Raw genomic sequence first — 12,837 nt, forward strand, 5'->3', positions numbered from 1 at the left:
GCACGGTGGGGTGTGCATGGGGACATAGTCTGGCCGATGCCATCGCGTCTCAGCCCACGGAAGGTCCGCCGTCCCCATGCCCCTCGACATCCTGGTGCCGTTCTGGGGCGACCCCGGCCTCCTGCGCGAGACCGTCGCGAGCGTGCTCGCGCAGCGCAACGGCGACTGGCTGCTCACCGTGGTCGACGACGCGTACCCCGACGAGAGCGTCGCCGAGTACTTCGCGGGCATCACCGACCCGCGCGTGCGGTACGTGCGCAACGAGACGAACCAGGGGATCACCGAGAACTACCGGACGTGCGTGGCCCTCGCGACGCAGGAGCGCGTGGTCATCCTCGGGTGCGACGACGTGCTGCTGCCCAACTACGTCGACGTGGTGCTCGACGCGCACGCGCGGTTCCCCGACGTCGAGATCGTCCAGCCGGGCGTCCAGGTGATCGACGAGCGCGGCGCGGTCGTCACGACGCTCGCCGACACCGTCAAGCAGCGGCTGATGATGCCGCGCACCTCGGGCGCGCGCGTGCTCGCGGGCGAGGAGCTCGCGGTGAGCCTGCTCCGCGCCGACTGGCTGTACTGGCCCTCGCTCGTGTTCCGGCGCGACGTGCTCGTGCGGACGCCGTTCCGGGACGCCATGCCGATCATCCAGGACCTCGCGCTGGTCATCGACGTCGTGTGCGCGGGCGGCCGGCTGCTGCTCGAACCGACGCTCTGCTTCTCCTACCGCCGCCACAGCGCGAGCGCGTCGTCGGCCAAGGCGATCGACGGCACCCGCTTCCGTGGTGAGCGCGCCTACTTCGACCTGGCGGCACGGCAGGTCGCGGCCCTCGGGTGGCGGCGCGCCGAGCGGGCGGCCCGCACGCACCTCACGTCGCGCCTGCACGCCCTCACGCTGCTGCCGCAGGCCGCGCGGGCGAGGCAGCCGGAGGCGGCCAGGGCCTTGCTCCGCCACGCGCTCACGCCGGGGACCTCGGCGGACTGAGCGTGCGGGACGCGGCTGCGCGCCGGGCGTCGCCCGAGCCCGTGAGAGTATCGGCGGCGCGACGGGCGCCCTGGTGAACGCCGTCGACCACGCACCCGGAGGAGAGCCGTGACCGACCCTGCGACGAATGTGCCCGCTGACCCGCCCTCGTCCGGTCTGGCGGCGAGGGGCGGCACGTGCCTCGTCACGGGCGGCGCCGGGTTCATCGGCACTGCGATGTCCCCGGGTCTCCTCGAGCGGTTCGACCGCGTCGTCGCCATCGACAACCTGCACCCGCAGATCCACCCCTCCGCGGAGCGGCCGACGGCCCTGGCGGCCGGCGTCGAGCTCGTGGTCGGCGACGTGACCGATCCCGCGGCGTGGGACGCCCTCCTCGCGGGCGTGCGGCCCGACGTCGTCGTGCACCTCGCGGCCGAGACCGGGACGGGGCAGTCGCTCGCCGAGGCGACGCGGCACGCGCACGTCAACGTCGTCGGCACCACGCAGCTGCTCGACGGCCTGCTGCGGCATGACGCGCTGCCCCGGCGGATCGTGCTGTCGAGCAGCCGCGCGGTGTACGGCGAGGGCGCCTGGCGCTCGGACGACACGGGGGAGCTGTTCTACCCGGGTCAGCGCACGAGCGAGGTGCTCGCGCGCGGCCAGTGGGACTTCCCAGGCGCGCGACCGGTCGCGATGTCGGCCGCGACGACGACGCCCGCCCCCGTGAGCGTCTACGGCGCCACGAAGCTGGCGCAGGAGAACGTCCTCACCGCGTGGGCCCACTCGGTCGGCGTCGAGCCGGTGGTGCTGCGCCTGCAGAACGTCTACGGTCCGGGCCAGTCGCTCATCAACCCGTACACCGGGATCCTGTCGTTGTTCTGCCGCCTCGCGAAGGCCGGCCAGTCGATCCCGCTCTACGAGGACGGCGAGGTCCGCCGGGACTTCGTCCTCATCGACGATGTCGCACGCGCGCTCCTCGCCGCGACGACGGCCCCGGTGCCCGGTCGCACGCCGATCGACATCGGGTCTGGGGAGGACCAGACGATCGCCCGCGCGGCCGAGCTGATCGCCGCGCACTACGAGGCCCCGGCACCCCACGTCACCGGGCAGTACCGCCAGGGCGACGTGCGCCACGCGTGGGCCGACGTGACGGTCGCGGCACGCGTCCTGGGCTGGGCCCCCGAGTTCTCGCTCGAGGAGGGCGTCACCCGGTTGGCGACCTGGATCGACGCCCAGCGGCCGGGCTGAGCCCGGTCGGGAGACGGCCGGGTCGGAGGCGGCTCCGTCGCAGGCGGGCCGGTCGGCCGGTCGCTCAGGCGACGGCCGCCGCCTCGCGCGGCGGCACCCGGTCGGTCGCGACCGGTGTCTCGCGCCGTCCGCGCGCGCGGCGCATCACCGGGCGCTCGACCAGGAGCCAGCTCGCCGTGGCGAGGACCGCCGTGACCGCGAACGCCGCGACGTCGTACACCGCGAGCCCGAGCTCGTGGACGCCCGCGAGCACGAGGAGCTGCTGGACCGGGAACGCGTAGATGTAGACGCCGTAGGAGATGTCGTGCCGCTGGACGAGGCGCGGCGACGGCAGCGTCGCCCCGATCCAGAGCAGCACGTACGCGATGAGCGGCGCGGTGAGCTGCGCGCCCCAGCCGTCGAGCGCCCAGACCGTGAACGCGACGACCGCGGTCGAGGCCAGCGCACCGGGCAGGTGGAGCGGCAGCCGGTCACGCAGCACGTGGACGAGCGCGCCGCCCAGGAACAGCGGCAGGAGCTTGCCGAGCAGCTGGAAGTCGACGTTCCCGCCGACGTACGGCAGGAGGCGGTCCATCAGCGCGTGGACGGCGACGCTCAGCGCGAAGGCGCCCGCAAGCGGCCACGGCGACCGGCGGAACCAGCCGAGGACCGCAAGCGCCCCGATGATCACGTAACTGAGGAACTCGTAGTAGAGCGTCCACAGCGAGCCGTTCCAGGCCCCCGGGTACGGGACGCCGGCGGGCGTGGCGGCGACGTCGTAGGCGTTGACCCGCAGGCCCGCGTTGCCGAAGACGTAGGCGGCGGGGGTCGTCCCGGTGGTGAGGTAGCCCTCGAGCGACCCGTGCACGCTCCAGTAGCCGATCGGCGCGAACACGAGCGCCGTCACGATGAGGCACACGAGGAAGGCGGGGAAGATGCGCGCGACCCGGTGCACGAAGTACGTGCCGACCGGGTTGTCGAGGCGGCTCCCGGTGATCAGGTAGCCGCTGATCGTGAAGAACCCGAAGACCGCCCACCCGCCCAGGTTCTCGCCGTCGATCTGCGGGCCGACACCGACGCCCGCGATGTAGTAGGCGTGCGCGACGAGCACGAGCGACGCGAGCGCGAGCCGGACGAGGTTGAGCGCGTTGTTCCGCGGGTCGAGCGGGCGGCCGGCGGGGCGCCACCCGAGCCACGAGTGCGACCGCGGGGGCTGGCTGACGGGCCTGACCTCGGCGCCCTCCTGCGCGGTGGCGCTCGTCATCGTCCGTGCTCGATCAGCTCCAGCAGGTACGTCCCGTACCCGGACTTGACGAGCTTCTCCGCGCGCACGCGTAGGTCGTCGTCGGACAGGAAGCCGCGACGCCACGCGACCTCCTCGGGCGACCCGATCTTGAGGCCCTGGCGGTGCTCGACCGTGCGGACGTAGTCGGACGCCTCGAGCAGCGAGTCGAACGTTCCGGTGTCGAGCCACGCGGTGCCGCGCGGGAGCACCTCGACCTGCAGACGGCCCTGCTCGAGGTAGGCGCGGTTGACGTCGGTGATCTCGTACTCGTCTCGTGCCGAGGGCTTGAGGTCCTTGGCGATCGCCACGACGTCGTTGTCGTAGAAGTACAGGCCCGGGACGGCGTAGTTGGACTTCGGGTGGGCGGGCTTCTCCTCGAGCGAGAGCGCCCGCCCGTCGGCGTCGAACTCGACCACGCCGTAGCTCGTCGGGTCCGCGACGCGGTAGGCGAAGACGGCGCCGCCGTCGATGTTCTCGAAGCGCTGCAGCCGCGAGCCGAGGCCGGGGCCGTAGAAGATGTTGTCGCCGAGCACGAGGGCGGCCGGGTCGCTGCCGACGAAGTCCGCGCCCAGCACGAAGGCCTGCGCGAGCCCGTTTGGCTCGGCCTGGACGGTGTACCGGATCGAGATGCCGAACTGCGACCCGTCGCCCAGCAGGCGGTGGAACTGCTCGGCGTCGTGCGGCGTCGTGATCACCAGGACGTCGCGGATGCCGGCCAGGATCAGCGTCGACAGCGGGTAGTAGATCATCGGCTTGTCGTAGACCGGCACGAGCTGCTTGCTGACGCCGAGCGTGATCGGGTGCAACCGTGTGCCGGACCCGCCGGCCAGAATGATTCCGCGCATGGTGCACCAGTGTGGACCACCGGGCACGCTCCGACGTGCACCTTCCGGCCCGGGCCGGTCCCCTCGCTGCCGTGCGGGGCCGGGGCAGCGACCCCCGTTCGTTACCATCGACGCGGAGGCATTGCCTCCCCGACCCGTCCCCCACCCCCCCGAGGACCCGTGATCAGGCTCGCCATCCCCACCCAGCACTACGCATGGGGCTCGACGACAGCGATCCCGGACCTCCTCGGCCTCCCGGTCACCACCGACCCGGTCGCCGAGGCCTGGATGGGTGCCCACCCGAGCGCGCCGTCGCGCGCGGTCACGGCGGAGGGGGAGCTCGGGCTCGACGCCTTGATCGCCTCCGACGCCGCGACGCACCTCGGCGCGGACGTCGTCGCCCGGTTCGGCGGCGGACTGCCGTACCTGCTCAAGCTCATCGCCGCCGACAGCCCGCTCTCCCTCCAGGTGCACCCGCACCTCGACGGCGCCAGGGCGGGGTTCGCGGCCGAGGAGGCCGCGGGGGTCCCGGTCGATGCGCCGCACCGCAACTACCGCGACCGCAACCACAAGCCCGAGCTGGTCTACGCCCTGACGCCGTTCGAGGCGCTGTGCGGCTTCCGCGCTCCGCGACGCGCGGCCGAGCTGCTGGCGGGCCTCGACGCCCCGCTCGCCAAGCAGCTGCACGGCGTGCTCGCCGCCCAGCCGTCGTACGAGGGCATCCGCGCCGCGTTCACGCAGCTGCTCGACCCGGCCACGCGCCCGTCTCCCGACGAGGTCCGCGAGGTGGCCGCCGCGTGCGCCGCTCGCCTCGAGATCGGCTCGCCGTCGCCGCGCGCCGACCGCACCGTCGTGCTGCTCGAGCAGACCTACCCCGGCGACCCTGGAGTCGTCACGTCGCTGCTGCTCAACCCGGTGACGCTCCAGCCGGGCGACGCGATGTTCGTGCCCGCGGGCGGCGTCCACGCCTACCTGTCGGGCCTGGCGGTCGAGATCATGGCGAGCTCCGACAACGTGCTGCGCGCCGGCCTGACGCGCAAGCACGTCGACGTCGCCGAGCTGCTGCGCAACGTCGACTACGTCGCGGCGCCCCCCATCCGCATCGCCCCCGAGCTCTTCCACGGGGCGACCCGGGTGTTCTACGCGCCGGTCGACGACTTCGAGCTCTCGGTGACGACCGTCGACGACGACCTCGACCACCCGCTGCCCGGCCGCGGACCGCGCATCCTGCTCTGCCTCGACGGCGAGATCACGATCGCGTCGACGGGCGACGGGATCGAGACCCTTCGCCGCGGGGAGTCCGTCTTCGTGCCTGCCGCCGACGGCGTCCTGACAGCACGCGGCCGCGGGACGGTCGTCCAGGCCGACGTGCCCTGAACCCACCAGCTCAGCCCGCGCGCCGCGCGTCCTCAGACCGGTCCGTCCGGTGCCGATCGAGGACGTATGCGTACCGACCAGCTTCCCATGCACGTCGCCCTGCCTGTGCGGCGCCGTGGGGTGGGCACACGCGCGCTCGCAGTCGCGCTCGCGCTCGTCGCCGCCGCCGTCGGCGCTCCCGCCGCGGCCGCGGCGGCCGACTCCGACCTGGTCACGGTCGAGGGCACCATCGAGCACGTCGCGGTCGACCGGTTCGAGCCGCTGACCGGGGAGGTCACGGGCGACCCGGACGCCGAGGCCGGCCTCGAGACGACCGCCTTCCTCGAGGTGGACGACGTCGTCTACGAGCTGCCCGACGGCGCCGGCGCCCAGCTGCCCAACGGCACCGAGGTCGAGGTCACCCTCGAGACGACCACCGGGCCCGACGCCGAGGACGCGCTCCTCGCCGCGGCCGCGGGCGAGGCGACGGTCGAGGCGCTCGTCACGACCGCCCCGCCGGCTACGGCCGGGACGGACCGGGCAGCGCAGGAGGAGGGGACGGCCGAGGCGGCCGTCGGCTCGCACACGCTCACGGTGCTCCCGGTGTACTGGGACTCGCCGGACGACGCGACGCGGTCCTCGCTGGCGGCGCTGGCGAACGCCAACAGCGCTTACTGGTCCGAGCAGTCCGGCGACCGCATCGCGACGACCGCGACCGCGCGCGACTGGAAGTTGATCGAGAAGCCCAGCGGATGCAACCCGACCCAGCTGCTCGACCGGGCGCTCGCGGCCCACGGGGCCGCGCCCCCGCGCGGCAACCAGCACGTCGTCGTCTACTTCCCCGACACGCTGGGCTGCGAGTGGGCCGGTCGGGCGTCCGTACCGGGATCGGTGATCTGGGTCAACGGCACGCAGATCCCGGACGTCCTCACGCACGAGTACGGGCACAACCTCGGTCTCGGCCACGCCAACGCGACGACGTGCCGCGCGGACGGCGTCCCGGTGCCGCTCTCGGCCAGCTGCACCGTGACCGAGTACATGGACCGGGCGGACGTCATGGGGGTCGGGTGGCGGGGGCGCCCGACCGGGAGCCTCAACTCCGCCTTCGCGGACCACCTCGGCCTCGCGACGGTGCAGAGGTCGCCGGCCGTTCCGACCGTGGTCGACCTGGCGCCGCTCCTCGACGTGGACGCGCTGCGCGCACTGTCCTTCAGCTCGTCCTATGGCACGGTCTACGTGGACTACCGGCCCGCCGTCGGGCGCGACACCCGACTCTCGAGCTGGGCCGGCGTCCAGGTGCACCTGCGCCGGGTGGACGGCCGCGGCGTGCCCACGACCGAGCTGCTCGACATGCAGCCGAGCAAGGCCGAGTTCGCGTCGCCGCAGCTGCCCGTGGGCGGCACGTGGCGGATCCCTGGTACCGACGCCGTCGTCCGGGTCGTCGCGACCGACCCCTACCGGGCGCGCGTCGAGGTCGTGAGCGCGGTCGACCCGAGCACCACCGGCTACGTGCGGCGTGTGTACCGTGATCTGTTCGAGCGCGAGGTCGACCCTCAGGGCCTGACGACATGGACGTCCGCGCTACGGGACGGGACACCGCGCATCGCGGTCGCGAACTCGATCACGTACAGCACCGAGTACCGCTCACGGCTCATCACCGGCTCCTATGTGCGATACCTGGGCCGGTCGCCGGACAGGGGTGGGCTCACGAACTGGCTCGGGTGGATGGACCGCGGGTGGACGACCTCCCAGATGGAGTCGGGGTTCATCGCGTCGGCGGAGTACTACGGCCAGTCGGGCGGGACGGACGACGGCTGGGTGCGGAAGCTGTACGCCGACGTGCTCGGCCGGAGCGCCGGCGCCGGTGAGGTGACGTTCTGGACCGACCGGCTCAAGGGCCGGTCCGGCCGCGCCGAGGTGGCGATGGGCTTCCTGCTCTCGACCGAGCGACTGAACACCGTCGTCGAGGGCCACTACCGGCACCTGCTCGGCCGAGGGCTGGACCCGAGCGGTCAGCGGAGCTGGGTCGGCATCCTTCAGGCAGGCGGCCGCGACGAGGCGATCATCGGGGCGATCGTCGCGAGCGAGGAGTACTTCGGGCGGGCGTGAGGTCGCTCGCGCGGGCGTCAGGTCGTCCGGGATGAGGTAGTTCGGTCGTGGTCAGGCCCTGTCGGCCGTGACGCGCTCGGTGGCGGCAAGCCGCTCGAGGCGTGCCCGGTCCGCGTCGAGCTCGTCTGCCAGCTGCGGGGCGAGCATCACGGCCGAGCCGTCCCGCGCCAGGATGCCGAGGACGCCCTGGAGCGCCGTGGTGACGGCGTCCGAACGACCCTGGTCCAGGCGGACCAGGATGCGGGCGCCGGGGGGCGCGGTCGCCGCATCCAGCGCCCAGGACATGAGGCCGGAGTGCGCGAGCCGGTCCGCCGTTGCCGCGTCGAGCGCGTCGACGCCCGGCTCCACCTCCGGAACCCACCCCACGACATCCCCGTACGTCATCACCGCCTCTGCGGCGTCGACAGCCCCCCGCGGCAGCTCCCCGTCGAACCGCCGCGCGAGCGCGGGCAGCCCCACGGCCACGAGCTGCGCCGCGCCGTCGTGCCTGTCGGGCCGGTCCGTCACCACGACGTCGGCCGCGCCCGCCTCCTCGCCGAGCACCACGCACGCACCGCACCGCCACGCCGCCAGCGCCCACACCACCGTCCGCCAGTGGGCGGGCAGGTCGAGCCCGACCCGCACCCCCGGCCCGGCGTTGAACTCCTCCACGAGCAGGTTCGTCGTCTTCGCGACCCAGTTCGCCAGCACCGCGCCCGACAGCTCGATCCGCTCCCCGCCCGGGCCGTACCAGGTCAAACGGGGACGACCCGGATCGGCGGTCACGAGCTCGAGGACGGAGGCCACGGAGGAGGGTGGGTTCACGCGCCCAGACTAGGCCCGCAGGTCATCCGGCGATTCACCCGTGTGCCGCAGTCACATATCACCCCCCCGCTTGACTAACCGGAACGACACGCGTGTAATTTCCTCATTGCGATCCTGTCGCGTCCCTTCCCGAACCGACCCCAGCGAGCCGGAGGCACCATGTGGAATCTGCTCGACGAGGGCGGCCCGTTCCCCTCGGACCGCGCACGCGTCCCGGAGATGGCGCCCGTGCTGCCGATATTCGGCACGCCGTCCGACGACCCGGAGATGGGCTGGCAGGAGCGCGCCCTGTGCGCTCAGACCGACCCCGAGGCGTTCTTCCCGGAGAAGGGCGGCTCGACCCGCGAGGCCAAGAAGGTCTGCACCGGGTGCGAGGTCCGCGTCGAGTGCCTCGAGTACGCCCTCGAGCACGACGAGCGCTTCGGCATCTGGGGCGGCCTCTCCGAGCGGGAACGGCGCAAGCTCAAGCGCCGGGTCGTGTGACGCGTCCCCCCGTGGGGCGCTCCCTGGCGCATGACTGAGACGCTGCTGACCCTCGACCCGCCCGCGCGGCTGGAGGCCCCCTCGGGCCGGCCGGTGCTGGCCGTGCTCGTGACCCGCGGACGGACGCGGTACCTCGAGCACACGCTCGCGGCTCTCGCGAGCCAGACGCGTGCCCCGGCGGAGGTCGTCGTCGTCGACGCGGCGGCTCAGGCGGCGGGCTCGCCCGCCGTCCCCGTGGCCGACGACGTCACGCCCCTGGTGGCGGACCTCCTCGCGTCCGTGCAGGCGACCGTCCGGGTCCTCCGGGTGCCCGGAGCCAGGACGTTCGGTCACGCGGTGCGCGCCGCGGTCGCCGGCTCCTCGACGGCTCCCGGCGAGCCCGCGTGGCTGTGGCTGCTGCACGACGACTCGGCGCCCGAGCCCACGGCGCTGGCCGAGCTGGTCCGCGCCGTCGAGCACGCGCCGTCGGTGGCCGTCGCCGGGGCGAAGCAGCGCAGCTGGGACGACCCCACGCGCCTCCTCGAGGTCGGTGTCACCACGTCGCGCCTCGGGCGGCGCATGACCGGGGTCGACGAGGGCGAGGTGGACCAGGGGCAGCACGACGGACGGGACGACGTGCTGGGGGTCGGGCTGGCCGGCGCCCTGGTCCGGTTCGACGTCTGGCAGGCGCTCGGCGGGACCGACCCGATGCTCGGCCCGTTCGGTGACGGTCTCGACCTCTCGCGCCGGGCGCGGCTCGCCGGCCACCGGGTCGTCGTCGTGCCGTCCGCGGTCGTGCGGCACGCCCAGGCGACGTACCGCGGGGTGCGAGAGTTCGGCGGGGGCGCCGGCGGGGACGTGGCCGACGCGAGGCACGACGCCGGCGACCCGCGGCGGTCGTTCGCCGCGCGCCGCAGGGCCCAGGTCCACGCACGGCTGGCCGCCGCCCCGGTCGTCCTGCTGCCGTTCCTCGGCCTCGGCTTCCTGGCGGCGGGCGTGGTGCGCGCGCTCGTGCGGATCGCGATGAAGGAGCTGCCGCTCGCTGCCGCGGAGATCGCCGCGCCGGTCGCGGCGCTCCTGCACCCCGGACGGATGGCGCGTGCGCGCGGTCACGCCCGGCGCGTCGCGCGGCTGCCCCGCCGGTCGCTGCGCCCGTTGCAGACCACCTGGCGCGAGGTCGTCCGCGAGCAGCGCGACCGGCACCTGACGCGCGCCGAGCAGCGCCGCGTGGGACGCGCGCCGAGCGAGCTCGAGCTGCGTGAGCTCGCGGCGCTGGCCACCCGGCGACGCGCGGGGCTCGCAGGGCTGGGCGTCGTCCTGGTCGCGCTCACCGCCGTCGTGCTGGGTGACCTGCTCCAGGCGGTGCTCCGCGGAGAGCCGTTGACCGGCGGGGCCCTGCTGCCGGCGCAGGCCGACCTGGGCGAGCTCTGGCGCGCCGCGACCTCGGGCTGGGTGGGTGCCGGGCTGGGGAGCCCCGGCCCCGCGGAGCCGCTGCTGACCGCGCTCGTGCCGTTCGCCGTGCTGACAGGCGGCTCGACCGCCGGAGCGGTCGCCGTCCTCCTGGTCGGGTCGCTCGTGCTCGCGGGTCTCGGCGCGTGGTTCGCCGCCGGGGCTGCGACCCGCTCGGTCGCCGCTCGGCTCTGGGCAGCCGTCGTCTGGGTCGCCGCACCGGCCCTCGGGCTCGCGCTCGACGGCGGACGTCTGGGGGCGGTCGTCGCGCACGTCGCGCTGCCGTGGGCCGCGCTCGGCGTCGCGCGCGCGCTCGGGGTCCAGCGGCAGGACGTCGTCGTCTCCGGGCTCGTCGACGCGCGTCGGGTGCCTCGGGACGCTGCGGGGAACGCCGTCGAGACGGACGGCGAGGCGAAGCCCGCGGCGGACCAGCACGACCCGGACGCGGCGGACACCTTCCGCATCCCGCCGCCCACCAGCTCGGTCGCGGCGGCGGCAGGTGCCGGGCTCGCCTTCGCGCTCGCCGTGGCCGGTGCTCCCGTGCTGCTCCCGGCGGGCCTGCTCGCGCTCGGCGCCGTCGCGCTCGTGGCCCGTCGACGGCGGCGCCTCCTCGTGCTCGTGGCGCTTCCCGCCGTGACCCTCGCGGGCCCGCTGGTGGCGACCGCCGCGTCGGGGTTCGACCTGCCCGGCCGCTCCGCGCTGTCCGGCCTGCGCCTGCTGCTCGCCGACCCGGGGGTCCCGGTCGCGTCGACCGCAGCGCCCGCGTGGCAGCAGCTGCTCGGCTGGCCCGTCGAGCCGACCACGGCCCTCGTCGACCTCGCCGGCCCGACGGTCGCCCAGGTGGCGCCGCTCCTGGGCGGCGGGGTCCTGGTCGTCCTCGCGCTGCTCGCGCTCCTGCGCGGCCCGCGCGTCGCCCGCGGCGTGCGCGCCGGGTGGGCCGTGGCCGCGTGCGGGCTCGCGGCTGCGGTCCTGGTCGCGAGGGTCGACGTCGCCGCCGGGGACGACTTCGCGGTGCGCGGCTGGCCCGGGGCCGGGGTGTCGCTGGTGCTGCTGGGGCTGCTCGCCGCGGCCGTGCTGGGGGCCGACGGCATGCGGACGCGGATGGCGCGTCACGACTTCGGCTGGCGGCAGGTCGGTGTCGCGGTCCTCACGGTCGTCGCGGTGACGGCGCCGCTGGTGCCGCTGGCGGAGTGGGGCGTGCGTGCGCGCACGCTCGAGGCGGGCGCCGCGGGAGCGGGGCAGGTCGTGGGTCGTGACGGCGTCGTCGTCCCGGCCGTCGGTCAGCAGGCCCAGGTCTCGCCCGACCGTTCGCGGGTCCTCGCGCTCGGGGTCGAGGACGACGCGCCGGGGTCCTCCGCGAACAGCATGGTGCGGTTCCAGCTGTTCCGCGCGGACGGGCCGCAGCTGACCGACGAGGCCGTCGCGTCGCGCGTCCGGTCCCTCGCGGCCGAGCCGGGTGTCGAGACGGGCGAGGCGGACGGCACGCCCGAGGGCCTCCTCGTCGACCTCGTCGCGCGCCTGGCCGCCGGAGCCCCGGGTGACGTCTCGGGGGAGCTGTCCCGGCTCGCGGTCGCAGCGGTCCTCGTGCCGTCCGACGACGCGCGCACGTCCGTGGCCGGCGCCCAGCTCGTCGGCCGGCTCGACGCGACGGCGGGGCTCGAGCGCATCACCGAGAACGAGTCCGGGGTGATCTGGCGGGTCTCGCCTCCGCTGGGTGCGGTGCCGGGTGCGACGTCGGCTCCCGCCTGGGCGCGGCTCGTGTCGCCCGCGACCGGCGGCTCGGCGCCCGACGAGGTGCCGGTCGCTGCCGAGCGGCTCGCGGTCGACACCGACGTCCCGGCCGGCGACTCCGGGCGCCTCCTGGTGCTCGCCGAACGGGCGGAGCCGGGGTGGCACGCCTCGCTCGACGGCCGACCGCTGCGCTCGGTGTCCGCCGACTGGCGGCAGACGTTCGAGCTCGGCGCCGACGGGGGCCGCCTGACGGTCGAGTACGCCCCGGCCGACCGCGCGCCGTGGCTCGCGCTGCAGGGCGTGGTGGGCCTCCTGACGGTGCTGCTCGCGGTGCCCGTCCGACGTCGCAGGGGAGGGGCACGATGACGCGCGCGCACCAGCCGGGGGGCTCCCAGGTCCCTGACGACCTCCCGGAGGACACGCGGGAGAACCCGGCCCGCGCGGCGGTGCCCGGACGTGCTGAGCCGCGCCCGGACGCGTCGCCGGTGGCGCCGCCCGAAGCAGTGCCGACCCCATGGCGCGCGCGGTCGGCTGGGGCGTACTCGACCGTCAGGCGGCCCCCGTCGGCGCCGAGCTCGAACGTCTGCCGCCAGTCGGCGGACACCGAGCGCAGCGGTCGGCCGTCGAGCGAG

Annotated in this window: 9 protein-coding genes and 1 pseudogene; 7 read left to right on the forward strand and 3 right to left on the reverse strand. The window is 74.9% G+C overall.

The window, feature by feature from the left end; all coding sequences use genetic code 11:
- The first annotated feature begins 76 nt into the window (after positions 1–76).
- A complete protein-coding gene (locus HIR71_RS11750; protein WP_169325258.1) occupies positions 77–979 on the forward strand; it encodes a glycosyltransferase in 903 nt (300 codons plus the stop codon).
- A 108-nt stretch (positions 980–1,087) separates the two neighbouring features.
- Complete coding sequence (locus HIR71_RS11755) at positions 1,088–2,206, forward strand: NAD-dependent epimerase/dehydratase family protein (protein ID WP_311836247.1); 1,119 nt, start codon at positions 1,088–1,090, stop codon at positions 2,204–2,206.
- Positions 2,207–2,270: 64 nt separating this feature from the next.
- On the opposite strand, the gene HIR71_RS11760 is transcribed toward HIR71_RS11755, so the two are convergent.
- Both HIR71_RS11760 and rfbA read right to left on the reverse strand, forming a co-directional pair.
- On the reverse strand, positions 2,271–3,449 hold the full coding sequence (locus tag HIR71_RS11760; RefSeq protein ID WP_211374103.1) for an acyltransferase family protein: 1,179 nt from the start codon (positions 3,447–3,449) through the stop codon (positions 2,271–2,273).
- Complete coding sequence (rfbA, locus tag HIR71_RS11765; protein ID WP_169325259.1) at positions 3,446–4,315, reverse strand: glucose-1-phosphate thymidylyltransferase RfbA; 870 nt, start codon at positions 4,313–4,315, stop codon at positions 3,446–3,448. Before rfbA ends, HIR71_RS11760 begins: the two co-directional genes overlap by 4 nt.
- 159 nt (positions 4,316–4,474) lie before the next feature.
- Between rfbA and manA the strand changes: the two genes are divergently transcribed.
- A complete protein-coding gene (manA, locus tag HIR71_RS11770) occupies positions 4,475–5,671 on the forward strand; it encodes a mannose-6-phosphate isomerase, class I (protein ID WP_169325260.1) in 1,197 nt (398 codons plus the stop codon).
- A 120-nt stretch (positions 5,672–5,791) separates the two neighbouring features.
- On the forward strand, positions 5,792–7,759 hold the full coding sequence (locus tag HIR71_RS11775) for a DUF4214 domain-containing protein (protein ID WP_169325261.1): 1,968 nt from the start codon (positions 5,792–5,794) through the stop codon (positions 7,757–7,759).
- A 51-nt stretch (positions 7,760–7,810) separates the two neighbouring features.
- Here the strand turns inward: HIR71_RS11775 and HIR71_RS11780 are convergent, their stop codons facing one another.
- Entirely contained in the window at positions 7,811–8,563 is a 753-nt protein-coding gene (locus HIR71_RS11780; RefSeq protein WP_311836248.1) for a TIGR03089 family protein, read from the reverse strand.
- Between the two features lie 219 nt (positions 8,564–8,782).
- Between HIR71_RS11780 and HIR71_RS11785 the strand changes: the two genes are divergently transcribed.
- The 3 genes and pseudogenes from HIR71_RS11785 to HIR71_RS16470 all read left to right on the forward strand — a co-directional run.
- On the forward strand, positions 8,783–9,046 hold the full coding sequence (locus HIR71_RS11785; RefSeq protein WP_282959284.1) for a WhiB family transcriptional regulator: 264 nt from the start codon (positions 8,783–8,785) through the stop codon (positions 9,044–9,046).
- A gap of 30 nt (positions 9,047–9,076) precedes the next feature.
- Positions 9,077–12,571, forward strand: a complete 3,495-nt coding sequence (locus HIR71_RS11790; protein ID WP_169325263.1) for a glycosyltransferase — start codon at positions 9,077–9,079, stop codon at positions 12,569–12,571.
- A pseudogene (locus HIR71_RS16470) lies at positions 12,568–12,837 on the forward strand (hypothetical protein); the annotation flags it as partial. The gene HIR71_RS11790 and the pseudogene HIR71_RS16470, both read left to right, overlap by 4 nt.

It is taken from the genome of Cellulomonas fimi (assembly GCF_012952065.1).
Taxonomy (GTDB): Bacteria; Actinomycetota; Actinomycetes; order Actinomycetales; family Cellulomonadaceae; genus Pengzhenrongella; species Pengzhenrongella fimi_A.

Bases quoted from the DNA above. Each gene is read 5' to 3' on its own strand.
- HIR71_RS11750 (WP_169325258.1), top strand. From the start codon at position 77: ATGCCCCTCGACATCCTGGTGCCGTTCTGGGGCGACCCCGGCCTCCTG.
- HIR71_RS11760 (WP_211374103.1), bottom strand. From the start codon at position 3,449: ATGACGAGCGCCACCGCGCAGGAGGGCGCCGAGGTCAGGCCCGTCAGC.
- HIR71_RS11790 (WP_169325263.1), top strand. From the start codon at position 9,077: ATGACTGAGACGCTGCTGACCCTCGACCCGCCCGCGCGGCTGGAGGCC.
- rfbA (WP_169325259.1), bottom strand. From the start codon at position 4,315: ATGCGCGGAATCATTCTGGCCGGCGGGTCCGGCACACGGTTGCACCCG.
- HIR71_RS11785 (WP_282959284.1), top strand. From the start codon at position 8,783: ATGGCGCCCGTGCTGCCGATATTCGGCACGCCGTCCGACGACCCGGAG.